Consider the following 18,272-nt stretch of genomic DNA (forward strand, 5'->3'; position numbering starts at 1 on the left):
CCTTCGCATGGCAGGCATGTCGTCCCGGCCGTTTCGGAGGGTGCCGATCGCAGGCGCCGGGCGGCATCGGCGGGGGAACGGCGGGCGGTTGATGCAGTCGGCATCTTGGTCAGTCCTCCAGTTCGTTGCTCATGCCCAGCCAACGCGGTGCAGGGGCACGGCGATTAGGGAGATCGGACGCCCTCTTCTCCACGCTCCCTAGGGCGATTTGGCTATCCCTTTGGCTGACGAGGTGGTGAGAGCGGGACTACCTTCCGTACATGGCCACCTTGCGGAACGTGACGCTCGAAGCGTGGATGAAGGAGCACGGATACAGCTCAAATTCGCTTGCCGAGGCGGTGAATTCGGCAGTCGGAGATCTCACCGGGAGAGTCGGAGGGCTGGACGGCTCGTCGGTCCGGGACTGGAAAGCGGGCCGGGTGCGGTGGCCGAAATCGGCGACGCGGGTCGCGTTGGAGAAAGTCACCGGGCTGCCCGCCACCGCCTTAGGGTTCGTACCGCGGGGCCGTGCCCCGTCGTCTGGCGCCGCAGCATCGCAGGAGGACCCCGTGGAACGCCGTCGCTTCCTCGCCGCCGGTTCAGCCTTGGCCGCTGCCGCGGCCACTCCGGCGGTCGGCTCCGGCCGTCGGGTCGGGACAAGCGATGTCGTCCGGCTCCAACGACGATTCACCGAGATCATCGCGAGCGATCACCGTCACGGCGGCCGGCTCGGTATCGAGCAGAAAGCCGCAGCCCTCGCCGACGAAGCCTTGGCTCTGACGAATTCCGGGAGCGCCAGTCAGCGAGTGCGTGCCCACGTGTACGCATGCGCGGCGGCATTCCGGTCCTCGGCGATGTGGGCCTCAATCGACGGACGGCGTTACGACGACGCGATGGTCCATATGCGGGAAGCGCAGGCGCTCGCCGAATTGGCGGCCGACCCGGCCATCAAATTCCGCATCTGGTCACATGCCGGGACGCTGTACCGCCATATGGGGCGCCCGGGTGAAGCAATGGCGGCAAATGACGTTGCCCGAAGCATCTGCATCACGCGCCGAGATCCTCTGTTCGCATCCCTCGGTCTTGCCAGGCAGGCCGCCATCCACGGCGTTGCCGGAAACCTCACTGCTGCCCGGCGAAGCTTCGCCCAGGCCCAGGACGCGATGGACCGCGCCGATCCGGGCGCCAACCGCCCCGTGTGGATGACCTCGTTCTACGACCAGGCGGAGTTGGATTCCCTCGCGCTCACCGGATATCTCGCACTCGGCGGCCATGAGACGGCCGAGGCGCACGCGCACCGATGCCTGGCGGCCCTCCGGCCCCACATGCAGCGGTCGAGGGCCATCGCCACTACTCGGCTGGCGTGCGCTCAACTCGGCCAGGGGGATACGGGGCCTGCCGTCACCACCGCCATGTCGGTGCCAGCCGATGCTGCTGTTCATCACCCGCGGGTCGCCCGGATGCTCCGCAACTTCCACATCAGGATCCACGCCATGGCGCCGAACAGCCCGACGACCCGCATGTGGAATGAGTACGCACACACCACCTGGAAGGAATCGGTATGACGTCCAGCATCGATCTGTGCACGTTCCACTCGCTCCAACCGGCCCGGCAACACCTGCTGGACGTGTACACCGATGTCCGCGCAGACCTTCTCCACCTTCCGAACTATGCGGTCACCGCCTTCGCCGAACGCCTCGACCGTCATTTCAAGGAACCAGGGTGGGTAGCGGTCCTTGCCTATGAGCAGGACGAGCCCATCGGCTATGCGTACGCCAACACGGTTGATTCCGAGGACCGTTGGTGGAAGCGCGTCACACCCGATCCGCCGACTGAATACACCGACCGGCACGTCGTAGCCCTCAAGGAAATCGGCGTTCGTATTCCCTGGCGCGGCACCGGCATCGCCCGGCGGATCCACGACACTCTCCTGGCCGACCGCAACGAGCCGTACGTCACGCTCATGGTCAACCCTCTCGCCGGAGACGGAAAGGTGCACCGTCTCTACGAATCCTGGGGATACGAAGACCTCGGCCGGAGCCAGCCGTCGCCCGCCTCGCCGGTCCTGACGGCGATGATCAGGTCCGTTCGCTGAGTCCTGCGCCGAGGCTGACATCGCCTCCCACCAGTCGCCGCCGCCGACTCAGGCCCGTAAAGACGCCGACGCCGCTCCGGTTGTCCCCGACCTGCTGTGTGATCTCCTCGCGCTGGAGGTCGGACTACGAAGCCTTCAGTGACCGGTCACCAACGGAAGCGGAACACGTGGACGCCACAAACCTCCTGTACCGGGACCCGGTCCTGTACGACATGGTCCAGTCCGACGGCACGGGGGCGGCGATGTGTCAGACCCTGATCGAGTCGCATCGGCCGGATTCCGGGACGCTGGTCGACTTCGGATGCGGCACCGGGCGGGACCTGGAGATCCTGGCCAAGCGTTTCGAGTGCATCGGTGTGGACCTCCAGCCCGGTATGGTCCACTACTCTCGCCAGGTCCGGCCCGAGCTGGACATCCGCATCGGCGACATGCGCACCGTCCGGCTTCACCGGTGCATGGACGTGGTGACCTGCCTGGGCAACAGCCTGGCCTACGTGCATGGCGACACGGAGATCAGCCAGGTCTTCGCCACGTTCGCAGCCCACGCCCGACCGGGCACGCTGCTCGTGCTGTGCTCCCCTGTCGCCCCCCCTCACCCGGTCCGAGCCGGTCACCGCCACGGTGGACACGCCCAGGGGGCCGGCGTCCGTCACGATCCGGCACGAGTGGGACCTGCGAACCCAGATCAACACCATGCGACGGCATTGGGCGCTCCCCTCGGGTGAGGAGGCTCAGGACGAGATCCGCAGGCGCGTCATCTTCCCGCGCGAGCTGGAGGGGTATGCGGAGCACGCCGGCTTCGAGGTTCTGGAGATGACCGACGGCTCCGGGGCGGGATTCACCGGGCCGACCGCGTACACGGTGGCCCGGTACGCCTGACGGTGACCGCGGCCCCTCAGCCCAGCCCCGCCGCATCCAGCAGATAGGCCGTCAGCGGGTCGTAGTGGCGGGGGCTCAGGACGTGGTCGTCCAGGGGGATGGTCACCTGGACGGTGCCCTCGGCCTCGGCGAGGAACAGGGCCGGGTCGTTGGAGTCCGCGAAGCCCACCGCGTCGATGCCGCGCTGGCCGGCGCAGCCCGCCCAGCCGTGGTCGGCCATCACCAGGTCCGGCAGCGGCCGGCCGTCGCGCTCCAGTCCGTCGAGGATCGCGGCCATCGGCTCGGGGGAGTGGGTGTGCCACAGCGTCGCGCCGCGCTCCAGCATCGCCACGTCGCCGAACTGGAAGACCATGCCGTCATCCGCCCGCAGCCCGTCCGGGATGACGACGATCTCGCAGCCCGCCGCGCGCAGCGCCTCGGCCGTCGCGCGGTGCACATCGAGCAGTCCACCCGGGTGGCCGGTCGCGAACAGCACCCGCTGTCCGTCGGCCGCCGCCTTGCGCAGCACCGCGGCCGCCCGGTCCAGCGCGTCCACGGTCAGCTCGGGGTCGATGGTGTCCTGACCCTGCCGGTGGTGCGGGTCGTCGACGACCCCGCAGCGCTCCGCCATCACGGCCAGCACATCCTGCTCGTCCGTCCAGCGGTCGCCGAACTCCAGGCCGAACCAGTAGTAGCGCTCGCCGTTGGCGAGTCTGCGGTAGTGGGAGAGGTTGTTCTCGCGGGGAGTGGCGACCTCACCGGCGATCCTGGTGCGGACGAGATGGTCGACGAGTTCGGCGCGGGAGGGGGCGGCGGCTGCGGAGGCTATCGGCATAGCGCCCATTGTGCCCGTACACCTGTTCCGGGGCGGCGGAGTTCCGCAGCCCGGACGCGGGGTGTCGCGGGGGTTTCCGGGGGTGTGGGTGCCGCGGCCCGGGGCGCGGGGGTGGTGCGGGGCGGGCCACGGGGGTGGCGCGGTTGCGGCGTCGGCTGGCCAAAACGTCCAATGGCCGCGCTCTCGTCTCCGCAAATGTCCATGGGCCATGCCCCCGGTCCTCCCTACTCTCGGCTCATGACCACCGCAGCCAGCGCATCCAACGGGCCCGTGGGCCCCGTCGACTCCTCCCGTATTCCGCGTTATGCCGGGCCCGCGACCTTCGCCCGGCTGCCCCGCCTCGACGAGGTCGGCGGCCGGGCCGATGTGGCCGTCGTCGGTGTCCCCTTCGACACCGGTGTCTCCTACCGCCCCGGGGCCCGCTTCGGCGGCAACGCCATCCGTGAGGCGTCCCGCCTCCTGCGCCCTTACAACCCGGCCCAGGACGCGTCCCCGTTCGCGCTGGCGCAGGTCGCCGACGCCGGTGACATCGCCGCCAACCCGTTCAACATCAACGAGGCCGTGGAGACGGTCGAGGCCGCGGCCGACGACCTGCTCGCCTCCGGCGCCCGCATGATGACCCTCGGCGGCGACCACACCATCGCGCTCCCGCTCCTCCGCTCGGTCGCCAAGAAGCACGGCCCGGTCGCGCTGCTGCACTTCGACGCCCACCTGGACACCTGGGACACCTACTTCGGCGCCGAGTACACCCACGGCACCCCGTTCCGCCGCGCCGTCGAGGAGGGCATCCTCGACACCTCCGCGCTCTCCCACGTCGGCACCCGTGGTCCGCTCTACGGCAAGAAGGACCTCGACGAGGACGAGAAGATGGGCTTCGGCATCGTCACGTCGGCGGATGTCATGCGGCGCGGGGTGGACGAGGTCGCCGACCAGTTGCGCCAGCGCATCGGCGACCGTCCGCTCTACATCTCCATCGACATCGACGTCCTGGACCCGGCCCACGCGCCCGGCACCGGCACCCCCGAGGCCGGCGGCCTCACCTCCCGCGAGCTGCTGGAGATCGTGCGCGGGCTGTCCTCCTGCAACCTGGTCTCGGCGGACGTCGTCGAGGTCGCCCCGGCGTACGACCATGCGGAGATCACCTGCGTGGCCGCCTCCCATACGGCGTACGAGCTGACGACGATCATGTCGCGGCAGATCGCGGCGGGGCGGGAGGGGCAGGAGGGGAAGTAGGTGCGGCAGGGGGAGCGCGCGCGGCAGGGGGAGCGCAGGCGCTGCCCGGCCCCGCTGTCCCGGTACCGGCCCGGCCGACGCCGCCCGGCCCGCCACGCACACCCGTGGCGGGCCGGGCGGCGCTGTTCACGTGCGTGAGTGCGGCGGCCTTGCTCACGTGCGTGAGTGCGAGGGCGCCGTGCACGCCCACAGCACGAGCCCGAGGCAGCTGAACGCGGCACCCAGGGCGCAGACGGCGCCCCAGCCGGCCACCGTGTAGAGGGAGGTGGCGGCGAGGGCGCCGGTGGCGCTGCCGATCGAGTAGAAGACCATGTAGCCGCCGATCAGCCGGCTGCCCGCTTCCGGGTGCAGTGCGTAGATCAGGGTCTGGTTGGTGACGTGGACCGCCTGCACGGCGAGGTCGAGCAGGATCACCCCGACCACCAGGGCCCAGAGCGAGCTGCGGGTGAAGGCCAGGGGCAGCCACGAGGCGGTGAGCAGGGCCAGGGCGATGCCGGTGGTCCGCCGGGAGAGGCCGCGGTCGTTGAGGCGGCCCGCCGCGGTCGCGGCCAGGGCGCCGGCGACACCGACCAGCCCGAGCGCCCCGATCGCGCTGTGCGGCAGGAAGTACGGGGCCTCGCTGAGCGGCAGCGCGATGCTGCTCCACAGGGTGCTGAAGGCGGCGAAGACCAACAGACCGAACAGGGCCCGGAGCCGCAGCAGTGGTTCCCGTGCGAACAGGGTGAGCGTGGAGCGAAGGAGCTGTCCGTAGCGCAGGGTTGCCGGCGGCGCGGCACGGTGGCGCGGCAGCACCCGGTGCAGGACCAGGGCGAGCAGCGCGGTGAGGGACGCCGAGGCGAGGTAGACGGAGCGCCAGCCCGCGAGGTCGGCCAGCAGGCCGGACGCGGTGCGGGCGAGCAGGATTCCGGTGACCACGCCGCTGGTGACCAGGCCGACGACCCGGCCGCGCCCGGCGGGAGGGGCCAGCGAGGCCGCGAAGGCCACCAGTGTCTGCGTGACGACCGCGAGCAGCCCGGTCGCCGCCATGCCCGCCAGCAGGACCGCCGCCGTGCGGGCGGCGGCCACCACGGCCAGCGCCGCCACCAGGAGCAGTAACTGGGCCACGATCAGCCGTCTGCGGTCGGTCACATCGCCCAGCGGCACGAGGAAGAAGAGCCCGAGCCCGTATCCGAGGTGCGTGAGGGTGACCACGCTGCCGACGAGCGCCGGGCTCATGGCGAGGTCGTGGCCCATGGTCACCAGCAGCGGCTGGGAGAAGTACACGTTGGCCACCGCCGCCCCGCAGGCGACGGCGAACAGGGTGACGACGCCACGGGACAGGGGGGATGGGGCCGGGCCGGAGCCTTCCCCGGTCCGGGCCTCGTCGCGGGGTGGGCGGTCCCGGGGCGGGCGGTGCCGGCGCCAGGGCCGGTCCCGGTGTCGGTGCTGTGTCACCGCCTCGCCGTTGCCGGGACCGTTGCCCGTTCGGTTGCCTGCTCGGTTGCCGGTTCGGTTGCCGGGCATCGGCACCCCTCCGTAAGTCTGGTTTCAACTTGCTACCAATGATGACGGGGAGACGGTAGGCCCTGTTGGTAGCATGTTGCAACCGTTGTTGGCGGGGGAGAGTGCGGGGGAAGGGAAGGGCTGGGACGCCATGGTGACCAGGACGCGTTTCGACGACAGTGAATGTCCCGTCGCCCGGTCGGTGGACGCGATCGGCGACTGGTGGTCCCTGTTGATCGTGCGGGACGCCTTCGACGGAAGCCGGCGCTTCGGGGAGTTCCAGCGCAGCCTCGGCGTGGCGAAGAACATCCTCACCGCGCGGCTGCGCACCCTGGTCGCCGGTGGCGTCCTCGAATCCGTCCCCGCCTCGGACGGCAGTGCCTACCGCGAGTACGTACTGACGCCGAAGGGCAAGGCTCTCTTCCCCGTCATCGTGGCGCTGCGGCAGTGGGGCGAAGAGAACTTCTTCGCCCCCGGCGAAGCGCACTCCCAGCTGGTCGATCGCCGTGAGGGGCATCAACTCCGCGCGCTGGAAGTGCTCTCCGCGGACGGGCGGCGGCTGGACCCGGACGAGACCACCGTTCACAAGGTCTCCGCCCGGTGAGGTGAGCCGGAGGGTCGTCGAGGCCGTGGGTCCCGGTTCGCCGTCAGCCCGGTGCCGTGCCCTGGTTCGTCGTCAGTCCGGTGTCCTCGGTGCCGTGCCCTGGTTCGTCGTCAGTCCGGTGTCCTCGGTGCCGTGCCCCGGTTCGTCGTCAGTCCGGTGCCCCCGGTGCCGCGCCCCGGTCGAGCGAACGGAGGGCGAACCACAGCTCCATACGGACGTCGGGGTCGTCCAGATCGGTGTCGAGGAGGCCGGCGATGCGAGTGATGCGCTGGCGGACGGTGTTGCGGTGGATGCCGAGGGCGGTCGCGGTGCGGTCCCAACTGCCGTGCAGGGAGAGCCAGTTGTGGAGGGTGGAGAGGAGTGCCGGGGAACCGGCCAGTGGGGCGAGCAGGGCTTGGGCGTGCTGCTGGGCGTCCGTGGGGGCGACGAGCGAGGTGATGCTGTGGGGGTCGGGGGTGCGATGGCGCACCAGGGCGGCGCGGCCCGCCAGGGCACGGCGCAGGGCGGAGGCGGCATGCCGGTCGGCGGCCGGCAGCTCCGCGACGGGGACGGGCTCGCTGACGCCGAGCGTCCAGCCGGGGTGAGCGGTGATCTCCCGGCCGGCGGGGACCAGGGCGCGCAGGGCGGGCGCGGCGCCGGGAGCGGCCGCTGCCTCGGGGCCGGGGCCGGGGCCGGGGTGCGGCTCGGGGATCGCGGCCGGCCCGCTTCCGGAGTCCGGCCCGCTTCCGGAGTCCGGGGCGACGAGCGGGGTGCCTAGAGCGGCGGCCAGCGAGGCCGCCGACTGTGTGGTGTCACGGCGGCGTTCGGCGTGGACGACGGTCCAGAGGGGAGATTCCAGGAGCGGGGCGACCTCGGCCGGGCGGGCGCCGAGGAGCAGCCGGACCAGGGCCGCCGTGTGCCCCGCGGCGGCCGGAGCGTGATGGGTGGGCGGGCCGGTGATCAGTGAGAGGAGTACGGCGGCGACGCCCGCGATGGCGTGCGCGGGCGGGTCGTGCGGATCCGCGGCGACCACCAGGGCGAGAGCCCGGCTGCCGCGGGCGCGTCCCGTCAGCGCGTAGGCGGACAGCGAGCCGCCGGGGACGGTGTCGGTCGCCGAGGCCGGGCCGCCGGCGCCGACGACCTGCGCGAGACGGCCTGCCGCGGCCCGGACGGCGGTGGCGGGGCGGGGGCCGGCGGAGCCGCCTTCGGTGCCGTCCGGGGCGAGCAGTGCGGTCCAGCCGTGCACATGGCGGGCCAGTGCGCGCAGCACGGCGCTTGCCGGATCGGGGCGGGCGGCGGCCGCGGCCAGCGCGCGCTGCGCCTCGCTGAGCCGGGTCAGCTCGCGGTGCCGGGCCTCGGTCACCGCCTGCCACACGGCGCTCTCGACGGCGGTGAACGGAGTGCCCGCCGGCACCTCGACCAGCGGCAGGCCATGCCGGTCGCAGGCCGCCACCAGGGCCCGGGGGACTCTGTCGTGCACCGGCGCGATGCCGAAGCCGAGGGCGGCGGCACCGGCCGCGACGGTCCGGGCGGCATAACCGTCGAGGTACGCGTCGAGGGCGTCGAGGGAGGGGTGGTCGGGGGCGTCAGGGCTGTGGGCGGGGTGGTCCGGGGTGGCGCCCGCATCCGCCGTGCCCGTTCCGGCCGGGGTGCCCGCGCCCGTCGCGCCGGCTTCGCCCGGGGCGCCCGCCCCCGCCGCGTCCGCCCCCGCTTCCGCCGCACCCGTATCCCCCGTCACTTCCGCCAGATGCAGCCCCGCCGTCAACAGCATCTCGCCGCCCAGGAGATACGGCACCGGGTCGGCCATCTCGGAGGTGTGCACCCAGTGGATCGCGACGCCCTCGCGCGGGCCGGCGATCTGGCGCAGGCCCAGATCCGTACGGGCAAGGAGGTCCGCCAGCGGCACCGGTGGGGTGGACGGCGGGGGGAGGGGGCGCGGCGGCATGTGCGAACCATCCACATCGGAGGGCGGTGAATGGTTGAAACGTACACTTCAGCGTCGCCTTCGCGCCTCCTAAGGTCAACCCCCGAGGCGGAGCGCTTGGACGAGACCCCCGCTCGCCAAGCGCCCGCTGCCTCGACGCCACCCCCCGCATCCCCACACCCTCGCTTCTCCCCTCTCCCCAGGCGCAGTTGGAAGGGATGGCCCATGGCTGTCGACTATGCGGTGATCGTGCTCTATTTGGCCGGAATGCTCGCCATGGGTTGGTGGGGGATGCGGCGTGCGAAATCCAAGAGCGACTTCCTGGTCGCGGGCCGCCGCCTCGGCCCGGTGATGTATTCGGGAACCATGGCGGCGATCGTCCTCGGCGGCGCCTCCACCATCGGCGGCGTGGGGCTCGGCTACCGGTACGGCCTGTCCGGCGCCTGGATGGTCTTCACCATCGGCCTGGGGCTGCTCGCGCTGAGCGTCTTCTTCTCGGCCCGGATCGCCCGGCTGAAGGTCTACACCGTCTCGGAGATGCTGGATCTGCGCTACGGCGGCTCCGCCGGGATCATCTCCGGCGCCGTGATGTGGGCCTACACGCTGATGCTGGCGGTGACCTCGACCATCGCCTACGCGACCATCTTCGATGTGCTCTTCGGCATGGACCGCACGCTGTCGATCATCCTCGGCGGGGCGATCGTCGTCGCCTACTCGACGCTCGGCGGCATGTGGTCGATCACCCTCACCGACATGGTCCAGTTCGTCGTCAAGACGATCGGTGTGCTCCTGCTCCTGCTGCCCCTCGCCGTCATCAAGGCGGGCGGCTTCGCGGCGATGAAGGCGCAGCTGCCGGACGACTACTTCGCCCCGCTCGGCATCGGCGGGCAGACGGTCTTCACCTACGTCCTGATCTACTCGTTCGGCATGCTGATCGGGCAGGACATCTGGCAGCGGGTGTTCACCGCGCGCGGCGACAAGGTGGCGCGCCTCGGCGGCACCGCGGCCGGTACGTACTGTCTGGTCTACGCGCTGGCCGGCGCGGCGATCGGCACCGCGGCCAAGGTGCTCTACCCGCATCTGGGCAGCCCGGATGACGCTTTCGCGACGATCGTCAAGGATGCGCTGCCGGTGGGGGTGCGCGGGCTGGTGCTGGCGGCAGCGCTGTCCGCGGTGATGTCCACGTCCTCGGGCGCGCTGATCGCCTGCGCCACGGTCGCCCACAACGACATCTGGGCGCGGGTGAAGCGCGCTGCCGGGACCGGGGCGCACGACGGGGCGCACGACAAGACGCACAGCGGGGCGCGCGACGAGACGCACGACGAGGTGCGGGGCAACCGCGTCTTCATCCTGCTCATGGGCCTCGCGGTCATCGTCATCGCGATCGCGCTGAACAACGTCGTCGAAGCGCTCACCCTCGCCTACAACGTCCTCGTCGGCGGCCTGCTGGTGCCCATCCTCGGCGGACTGCTGTGGAAGCGGGGCAACGCCGCCGGCGCGCTCGCCTCGGTCGCGGTCGGCGGACTGACCGTCATCGGTCTGATGATCTCGCTCGGCGTCCTCGCCAACGAGCCGATCTACTACGGGCTGATCGCTTCGCTCGTGGCGTATGTGGCGGTCAGCCTGGCCACCGAGCCGACCGACCCGGAGCTGCTGACGGCCTGGCGGGCGCGGCTGGCAGGACGGCCGGACGGTGCCGCGGACGAGGACGGTCCGGAGAGCGACGGTCCGGAGGACGATGAGGCAGGCGACACGGCAGTGGCGGTGGCCCGAATCCTGGCGCCCTTCCCCGCCACCGGGCGAGCCTGACCCCTGCCCCGTTCACCGGCCGCCCGCACGCACCCCGTGGCTCCCGGCAGCCCCCGCACATCCCGCAGCTCCCCCGCCAAGGAAGGCAGCACGCATCCCCATGAGCACCACCACCCCCACGTCCCCGTCCGCGCCCCCGCCCGCGCAACACCGGCGCAACGGCGGTGACCTGGTCGTCGAGTCGCTGGCCGCACTCGGCGCCGACACCGTCTTCGGGCTGCCGGGACAGCATGCGCTAGGGGTGTTCGACGCGCTGCGCCGCTCCGCGCTGCGCTATGTGGGGCTGCGGGTGGAGAACAACGCGGGCTTCGCCGCCGACGCGTACGCCAGGACCACGCACGGGGTCGCCCCGCTGCTGGTCTCCACCGGGCCGGGCGCGCTGATGACGCTGGCCGCGCTGCAGGAGGCGGCGGCCGGTTCCGCCGCCGTACTGGCCATCGGCAGCCAGGTGCCGCTGGCCGGGATCGGCGGCGGACGCCATGGCTACCTCCATGAACTCACCGATCAGAGCGCTTCGTTCCGCGGCGTGGTCAAGTCCGTCCACACGGCACGTACCGCCTCGCAGATCCCCTCGGCGGTGGCCGCCGCCTGGGAGTCGGCGCTCGGCACCCCGCACGGACCCGTGTGGCTGGAGATCCCGCAGGACGTCCTGCTGGCGGAGGCCGACGTGCCGCCGGTGGCACAACTCGTCGTCTCCCCGAAGGAGTTGCCGCCGCGGCCCGAGCTGATCGCGGCGGCGGCGGACCGGCTCACCGGGGCCCGGCGGCCGGTGATCCTGGCGGGCGGCGGAGTCGTACGGGCCGGGGCCGAGGCGGAACTGCTGGCGCTGGCCGAGCGGCTGCGGGCACCGGTGGCCACCACCTTCGGCGGCAAGGGCGCCTTCCCCTGGGAGCACCCGCTCTCCCTCCGGTCCTGGCTGGAGGACCGCCACACCACGGCCTTCCTGGAGGACGCGGACACCCTCCTGGTCGTCGGTTCGGGACTGGGCGAACTCTCCTCGAACTACCACACGTTCCGGCCGCGCGGCCGCGTCGTACAGATCGAGGCGGACCTCGGCAAGCTGGAGTCGAACCATGCCGCGCTGGGCATCCACGCGGATGCCAGGGCGGCGCTGGCCGCGCTGGTCGAGGAGGTGGGGGAGCGGGATGCCGGGGAGACCGGCCGCACCGGGGACGACGAAGCACCCGCCTCGGAAGAAGCCGGGGCAGGCGCGCCCGGGACCGGCCGTGCGCCCTCCCCCGAGACCGCCGGTGCACCCTCCCCCGAGGCCGCCGTATCCGATCTCCTGGCCCGCGTCCGCGACCGGATCGCCGGACAGCATCTCGACCTGGAGCAGCAGGTACTGGCCTCGGTGCGGGACGCGCTTCCCGACGGCGCGGTCAGCTGCTGGGACATGACGATCCTCGCCTACTGGGCCTGGTCCGCCTTCGACCCGCGGGGCACCAACGCGCTGCATTCCGCCCAGGGCGCCGGCGGCCTGGGCTACGGCTTCCCGGCGGCGCTGGGCGCGGCCGTCGCCGACCCGGCGCGGCCGGTCCTGGCGGTGTCCGGCGACGGCGGCGCGATGTACTCGATCGCCGAGCTGGCCACCGCCCGGCAGTACGACCTGCCGGTGACCTGGCTCATCGTGGACGACGGCGGATACGGCATCCTGCGCGAGTACATGACTGACGCCTTCGGCGCGCCCACCGCCACCGAACTCACCCGACCGGACTTCGTGGCGCTGGCCGAGTCGTTCGGCGTCCCCGCGGTCCGTACGGCCCCTGACCGGCTCCGTACGGACCTGGCGGCGGCGCTGGCAGCCCCCGGCCCCTCGGTCGTCGTCCTCCCGGTCCACCTGCGGATGTTCGCGCCGACGCATCAGGGCTCCTGACCGCCTGACGACACCCGCGGGGAGGTTTCACCGCCTGTCCGGATGGGGAGGAGGCCTCTACCGAACCAACGGGCTGCCCATCCCTCCTCGGGATGCGCAGCCCGCCGTGTTGTGGTGACTGATCTGCGGTCTGTGGCCAGAGCTTTGGCCGTGCTGTGGCGTGCGCCGCCCGGACAGGGACCGCCGGACCTGTGCTGCTCCCCGCGCGGGAGCTGTTGTTCCGGGGCGGCCCCCACCGAAGGGGTCCACATGAGTACCAGCGTTCAGTCACTGCAGCAGGAGCTGCTGCAGACCGCTCTCCTCGCCGGACAGGTGCCGGCGGCCACCACGGCGCGGGAGGTGAGCCGGACGGCGGCCCCCACCCTCCAGGCGGTCACGTCCATCCCCGTCGGCACCAACCCGGTCGGGCTGGCGTTCATCCCCAACGGCGACCTCTACGTCGCCAACTCCGGGTCGAGCAGCGTGTTCACCATCGACACCGCCACGGACACCGTCATCGGCGCCCCGATCCCCACCGGCACCACGCCGGCCTGGCTGACCGTCGCCCCCAACGGCATCGCCTACGTCCCCAACAACATCTCGAACAGCGTGACGGTGATCGACACCGCCGTCAGCTCCGTCGTCGCCACGATCCCTCTCAGCGGCGGCCCCGCCGCGGCGGGGGTCATCCCCAGCGGCAACGTCTACGTCTCCCGCTTCGGGGCGAACAGCGTGCAGGAGATCGACACCACCTCCAACATGCTCGTCGGCGCCGCCATCCCCACCGGCAGCGGCCCGGTCGGGATCGCGGTCGCCCCCAACGGCAAGGCCTATGTCGCCAACCGGAACGCCAACAGCGTGACGGTGATCGACACCGCCACCGCCACCGTCCTCACCACGATCCCCGGCTTCAACCAGCCGAACTTCGTGGCGATCGCGCCCAACGGCAACGCCTACGTCGCCAACATCGGGTCGAACAACGTGTCCGTGATCGACACGACGACGGACATGGTCATCACCACCATCCCCGTCGGCACCAACCCCTGGGGCATCACGGTCGGCCCCGACGGCACCGCCTACACGGCCAACCGCGGCTCGAACAACGTGACGGTGATCGACACCACCACCAATATGGTCGTCGGCGCCCCGATCCCGGTCGGCAGCCAGCCGATCGCGCTGGTGGTCGCGCCCAACAACAAGGTCTACGTCAGCAACATCGCCGGGGCCAGCGTCAGCGTCATCCAGTTCCCCCCGACGATCAGCAGCATCACCCCCAACCTGGGGCCCATCACGGGCGGCACGGTGGTGACGATCACCGGCACCAACCTGACCGGGGCGAGCGTCGACATCGGCGGCAACCCCGCGACCGGCGTGACGGTCAACGCCACCGGTACGCAGCTCACCGCGACCACTCCGCCCGGCGCGGCCGGCCCCGCGGACGTCACCGTCACCACCCCCGGTGGCAGCACCACCGTGGTGGGCGGCTTCACCTACGTCGTCCCCGTCCACGCCACCTCGCTGACCGCGACCCCGGCGCTGACGAAGCTGTTCCCGCCGCACGTGTACTTCCCGTTCCTGACGGCCACGCTGACCGACCAGGTCACCGGCCTTCCGGTGCCGGGCCAGCCGATCCTGTTCAAGGCCGGCAGCAATGTCCTGGGCATCGCCAACACCGACGCCCAGGGCGTCGCCCGGGTGAACGAGACCCTCACCCTGACGCTCATCCTGCTCAACCACGGCTACGAGGTCAGCTTCGCCGGCGCCATCACCCCGACGGCGATCCTGTCACCGTCCAGCGCTCAGGCCGGAGTCGTCGAGCCCTGAGCTCCCGTCCGGTCACCGGCCGGAGAGCGGCATATGTGGCACCGGCCGGAGAGTGGCATACGTGGCACCGGCCCGGTCGTGGGCAGTTGTCCACGACCGGGCCGGTGTCCGTGCGGCAGTCGTGCCGCGGCGGGGGGGAGGAGGCGGCTATCGCCCGGCCGCCCCCACCCGTCCCTGCAGCAGTCGCGACAGCGCGGCGTGCACGTCCTCGACCGAGCGGTCCGGCTGGAAGGACTGCCAGTCCAGGGCGGCCACCAGGACCATGCCGAGGAGCGCGGAGGCGGTGAGGGGGATGTCGAGCTCGTCGGAGAGTTCGCCACTCTCCACGGCCTCGCGCAGGACGGACTCGACGACGGACTGGGCGCGGCCGCGCACCGAGGTGAGGGTGGCGCGCCAGGTGCGGTTGGTGCGCCACAGTTCGGCGACGTAGAGCTGGATGAGGGCGGGGGAGCAGGCGATGAAGTCCAGGCCCGCGCGGATCATGGCGTCCAGGGCGTCGACCCGGGTGCCGCCGCGGGCGGCCGTGGTGTCGGCGGCCCGGCGCAGCGAGTCGGCGAGCAGGTCGATGCCGTCCCGCAGCAACTCCTCGTAGAGGACGTTCTTGCTGGCGAAGTTGTAGTAGACGGTGCCCTTGGCGACACCGGCCCGGTCGGCGATCTCGTCGACGGTGGTGGCGGAGAAGCCCTGCTCCGCGATGAGGGTCACGGCGGCGTCGAAGAGCCGGCGCCGGGTCGAGGTGCGGCGGGTGACGGGGGAAGCCCCCGGGGCGGTGCCGTCGACGGCACCGCCCCGGGGCCCCGGGAGCACGCTCACAGGCTGAGCTCCGGGTGGAGGTCCTTCATCCGTACGACCTGCCGGCTGCGTGCCGTGAGGGCGGTGAGCGCCAGCGCGCAGACGGTGAAGACCACCAGGACCACACAGCCCTGCTGCACGATGGCCAGGTCACCACCGGTGATCAGCCGGCGCAGGCCGTCGACCACGTAACTCATCGGCAGGAACGGGTGGATGGCGGCGAAGAACCCGGGGCTGGTCTGCACCGGGTAGGTGCCGCCCGCCGAGGTCAGCTGGAGCATCAGCACGACCAGGGTCAGCACCCGGCCGGCCGGACCGAAGAACGCGCCCAGCAGCTGGATGATGGCGGTGAAGCAGGCCGTGGCCAGCAGCAGGAAGCCGACGGTGCCGGCCGAGCGGGCCATCTCCAGGCCGAGGCCCCAGTGCAGGACGGCCATCAAGGCCAGCACCTGCACCACGCCGACGGCGTAGGCCGGCAGCCAGGAGCCGAGGGCGATCCGCCAGCCCGGGGCGCCCGCGGCCAGTGCGCGCTTGCCCAGTGCCGGGAGCAGCATGAACGCGACCATCGCGCCGACCCAGAGGGAGAGCGGGATGAAGTACGGCGCCAGGCCGGTGCCGTAGTTGGGCGCCTTGTGCATCGACTTGGCGGCCAGCTCGACCGGGTCGGCCATCACCTTGGTGCGGGTGTCGCGGTCCTTCTTGTTGTAGTCCGGGATCTTGGCGACACCGTCGTGCAGGCCGTCGGCCAGCTGGTTGGTGCCGTCCTTGAGCTTGAAGAGACCGCCGGTGAGCTTGTCCGCACCGTCCTTGGCAACACCCAGGCCGCTGTGGAGCTTGCCCGCGCCGTCGGCGAGCGAGCCGATGCCGTCGGCGAACAGTCCGGCACCCTGGGAGACCTTGTGCGCACCGGCGTTGAGCTGGTCGATCTGGCCGATCGCCTTGTCCGCCCGGTCCGCGATGCCCGGCGCCTCACGGGCCACCCGCACGGCACCCTCGTGCAGCTCCCGCACCTTGGTGCGCAGCTGCCCGAAGTCCGTGTGGGCAACGGTGTCGTTGACCTTCTCCGCCGCATCGGCGGCGAGGGCGCTGCCGTCCGCGAGCGCCTTGAGCTTGGCGCAGTCGGAGTCGGTGGAGAGCAGGCCGGAGCAGCGCTCGTGGTAGAGGTCCGCTGCGTTGTCGGCGTTCTTCCGTGCCTGGTCGGCGGCCTTGGCGGAGTCCCCGGGGAGCTTGCCGAGGGCCTCGTCGAGCTTCTGGCTGAGGTCGGCGACGATCTGTGCCTTCTCGCCGATCTCCTTGCCGTGCGCCCTGAGGTAGGGGAGGTCCTTCCGGGCGATGCCGTGGACCTTCTGGGCGAGCGTCTGGGTGCCGTCCGCGACCTGGCCGGCGCCCTGGCTGAGCTGCCGGGCCTTCGCGGCCGCTTCCGTGGCGCCCTTGCTGATCTTGCCCGCGCCCTGGTTCAGCTTGCCCAGGCCGTCGGCCAGTTCACCGGTCTTGTCCTTGGCGGTGCCGAGCCCGTCGTCCACCTTCCCGGCCCCGTCCGCCGCCTCGGCGGTCTTGTCGTGCAGATCGGAGAACGAGATGAAGATCTTGTCCAGCATGGCCCGCGCCGAGGTGGCCGAGGTCTTCGCGCGCACCTCGGAGAAGACCGTCTTGGAGATCGAGCCGACGACGTAGTTGTTGGCGTCGTTCGTACGGACCTTGAGCGCGCCCGTCTGCGGGGTGTCCCCGGAGCTGGAGGCGATCTGCTTGCTGAAGTCCGCGGGGACGGTCAGCGAGAGGTAGTACGTGCCGTTCTCGACGCCCTTGGCGGCGTCCGCGGCGCTGACGTCCTCCCAGTGGAACTTCTTGCTGTCCTTGAGGTTCTCGGACAGGTCGTCGCCCGCGGTGATCTTCTTGCCGCCGGTGGTGGCGCCCTTGTCGTCGTTGACGAGGGCCACCGGGATCTTGTCCAGGCGGCTGTAGGGGTCCCAGAAGGAGCACAGGTACAGGGCCCCGTAGAGCAGCGGGATCAGCATCAGGGCGACCAGGCCCAGGCGGGGAAGCTTTCCCCTGCCGAACCGCTTGAGCTCAAGCGCGGCCAGTCTTGGCGAACGCATGCGCTGCTTCCTCCTCGGTGGTGTGGGGCGCGTCCTGGACGGGGGCCTGCGGCTCGTCCTGCTCGGCGGTGCGGGGTTCGTCCTCGGCGGAGGCGGGCTCGTCCTCGGCGGGGGCGGAGGGTTCGTCCTTGGCGGGGTCTGCGGCCGCGGGCTTCGTCCGCGTGGTGCGGACGGCCAGGGCGTCCGCCGGAGCGTCGCTGCCGGCCGCCACGACGGTGGTGCCCTCCAGCGCGAGGTCCCGCAGCATCTGCCAGGCCTGGGCGCGTTCGGCCTCGGAGAGCTTGAGGTCCACATCGTCGACCGCCAGCAGGCGCGGGCCGTGCATGATCCCGAGGGCGACGGAGAGCCGCAGCGCCTCGATGCGCTCCAGGTCGCGTACGGCCGTCCGCAGCCCCTTGGGCAGGGTGTCCGGGTCGAGCCGGACGGCCGCGAGCGCGGCGTCGATCCGGGCCCGGGTGGCCTCCTTCTGGCGCTTGCTCCAGGGGAGCGAGGCGCCCAGGCCCTGGAAACGGTGGCCCAGCAGGGCCTGTTCCCTGAGGTGTTCGCCGACCGTGAGCGCCGGTTCGAGGTCGACGACGCCCGGTACGTGGGCGATGGCGGTACGGCTGCGCACCGTACCCATCCGCTGGGGCAGCGGGAGCCCGGCGACCGTCGCCGTGCCCTCGGTGATCCGCATCCGGCCGGTGAGGGCCAGCAGCAGACAGGTGCGGCCGGAGCCCGACGAGCCCTCGACCGCGATCAGGGTGCCCGGTTCCGCGGAGATGTCGATGCCCCGGAAGGCCCACCCTCTCGGGCCCTCCACTCCGATTCCCCTGGCGTCGACCGCCGCCCCCTGGCGGGTGGTGTTCACAAACACCCCTCCCCTTTTGATCTGACTGGTCAGTCTAAAAGTGTAGCCGCAGTCAGGGTC

General features: G+C 71.7%; 15 protein-coding genes. 9 read left to right on the forward strand and 6 right to left on the reverse strand.

Annotated elements, in window-relative coordinates; translation table 11 throughout:
- Nucleotides 1-260 precede the first annotated feature (260 nt).
- From D9V36_RS28405 to D9V36_RS43125, 4 genes are all read left to right on the forward strand, one after another.
- Nucleotides 261-1,544, forward strand: a complete 1,284-nt coding sequence (locus D9V36_RS28405) for an XRE family transcriptional regulator (protein ID WP_129296248.1) — start codon at nucleotides 261-263, stop codon at nucleotides 1,542-1,544.
- The gene (locus D9V36_RS28410) at nucleotides 1,541-2,074 is read left to right on the forward strand and encodes a GNAT family N-acetyltransferase (protein ID WP_129296249.1); all 534 of its coding nucleotides are present in this window, start codon (nucleotides 1,541-1,543) and stop codon (nucleotides 2,072-2,074) included. Before D9V36_RS28405 ends, D9V36_RS28410 begins: the two co-directional genes overlap by 4 nt.
- A gap of 167 nt (nucleotides 2,075-2,241) precedes the next feature.
- Entirely contained in the window at nucleotides 2,242-2,799 is a 558-nt protein-coding gene (locus tag D9V36_RS28415; protein WP_241721076.1) for a class I SAM-dependent methyltransferase, read from the forward strand.
- Nucleotides 2,768-2,953 (forward strand): hypothetical protein, encoded by a 186-nt coding sequence (locus D9V36_RS43125; protein ID WP_241721077.1) that lies wholly within the window; start codon nucleotides 2,768-2,770, stop codon nucleotides 2,951-2,953. Before D9V36_RS28415 ends, D9V36_RS43125 begins: the two co-directional genes overlap by 32 nt.
- 16 nt (nucleotides 2,954-2,969) lie before the next feature.
- Here D9V36_RS43125 and D9V36_RS28420 read toward each other — a convergent pair whose 3' ends face one another.
- The gene (locus tag D9V36_RS28420; protein WP_129296250.1) at nucleotides 2,970-3,767 is read right to left on the reverse strand and encodes a phosphatase; all 798 of its coding nucleotides are present in this window, start codon (nucleotides 3,765-3,767) and stop codon (nucleotides 2,970-2,972) included.
- Between the two features lie 237 nt (nucleotides 3,768-4,004).
- On the opposite strand from D9V36_RS28420, the gene speB reads away from it, so the two are divergent.
- The gene (gene speB, locus D9V36_RS28425; RefSeq protein ID WP_129296251.1) at nucleotides 4,005-5,000 is read left to right on the forward strand and encodes an agmatinase; all 996 of its coding nucleotides are present in this window, start codon (nucleotides 4,005-4,007) and stop codon (nucleotides 4,998-5,000) included.
- Nucleotides 5,001-5,153: 153 nt separating this feature from the next.
- Here speB and D9V36_RS28430 read toward each other — a convergent pair whose 3' ends face one another.
- Complete coding sequence (locus D9V36_RS28430) at nucleotides 5,154-6,503, reverse strand: MFS transporter (protein ID WP_241721078.1); 1,350 nt, start codon at nucleotides 6,501-6,503, stop codon at nucleotides 5,154-5,156.
- 130 nt (nucleotides 6,504-6,633) lie between these two features.
- Between D9V36_RS28430 and D9V36_RS28435 the strand changes: the two genes are divergently transcribed.
- Nucleotides 6,634-7,086 (forward strand): winged helix-turn-helix transcriptional regulator, encoded by a 453-nt coding sequence (locus D9V36_RS28435; protein WP_129296252.1) that lies wholly within the window; start codon nucleotides 6,634-6,636, stop codon nucleotides 7,084-7,086.
- A 148-nt stretch (nucleotides 7,087-7,234) separates the two neighbouring features.
- Here the strand turns inward: D9V36_RS28435 and D9V36_RS28440 are convergent, their stop codons facing one another.
- Nucleotides 7,235-9,010 (reverse strand): PucR family transcriptional regulator, encoded by a 1,776-nt coding sequence (locus tag D9V36_RS28440; protein ID WP_129296253.1) that lies wholly within the window; start codon nucleotides 9,008-9,010, stop codon nucleotides 7,235-7,237.
- Between the two features lie 204 nt (nucleotides 9,011-9,214).
- Between D9V36_RS28440 and D9V36_RS28445 the strand changes: the two genes are divergently transcribed.
- From D9V36_RS28445 to D9V36_RS28455, 3 genes are all read left to right on the forward strand, one after another.
- Nucleotides 9,215-10,798, forward strand: a complete 1,584-nt coding sequence (locus D9V36_RS28445) for a sodium:solute symporter (RefSeq protein ID WP_129296254.1) — start codon at nucleotides 9,215-9,217, stop codon at nucleotides 10,796-10,798.
- A 100-nt stretch (nucleotides 10,799-10,898) separates the two neighbouring features.
- Nucleotides 10,899-12,671 carry a thiamine pyrophosphate-binding protein gene (locus D9V36_RS28450; RefSeq protein ID WP_129296255.1) on the forward strand — a complete coding sequence of 591 codons (1,773 nt, stop codon included), beginning with the start codon at nucleotides 10,899-10,901 and terminating at the stop codon, nucleotides 12,669-12,671.
- Nucleotides 12,672-12,920: 249 nt separating this feature from the next.
- Nucleotides 12,921-14,474 carry an IPT/TIG domain-containing protein gene (locus D9V36_RS28455; protein WP_129296256.1) on the forward strand — a complete coding sequence of 518 codons (1,554 nt, stop codon included), beginning with the start codon at nucleotides 12,921-12,923 and terminating at the stop codon, nucleotides 14,472-14,474.
- Nucleotides 14,475-14,621: 147 nt separating this feature from the next.
- Here the strand turns inward: D9V36_RS28455 and D9V36_RS28460 are convergent, their stop codons facing one another.
- Genes D9V36_RS28460 through D9V36_RS28470 form a run of 3 tightly spaced genes read right to left on the reverse strand, consistent with a single transcriptional unit; the run spans nucleotide 14,622 to nucleotide 18,212 of the window.
- The gene (locus D9V36_RS28460) at nucleotides 14,622-15,281 is read right to left on the reverse strand and encodes a TetR/AcrR family transcriptional regulator (RefSeq protein WP_129296257.1); all 660 of its coding nucleotides are present in this window, start codon (nucleotides 15,279-15,281) and stop codon (nucleotides 14,622-14,624) included.
- Nucleotides 15,282-15,283: 2 nt separating this feature from the next.
- Nucleotides 15,284-17,362: a YhgE/Pip domain-containing protein gene (locus D9V36_RS28465; RefSeq protein ID WP_129296258.1), complete on the reverse strand. Its 2,079-nt coding sequence runs from the start codon at nucleotides 17,360-17,362 to the stop codon at nucleotides 15,284-15,286.
- The gene (locus tag D9V36_RS28470; RefSeq protein ID WP_129296259.1) at nucleotides 17,334-18,212 is read right to left on the reverse strand and encodes an ATP-binding cassette domain-containing protein; all 879 of its coding nucleotides are present in this window, start codon (nucleotides 18,210-18,212) and stop codon (nucleotides 17,334-17,336) included. Before D9V36_RS28470 ends, D9V36_RS28465 begins: the two co-directional genes overlap by 29 nt.
- Nucleotides 18,213-18,272 lie beyond the last annotated feature (60 nt).

The organism is Streptomyces lydicus (assembly GCF_004125265.1).
Taxonomy (GTDB): Bacteria; Actinomycetota; Actinomycetes; order Streptomycetales; family Streptomycetaceae; genus Streptomyces; species Streptomyces lydicus_C.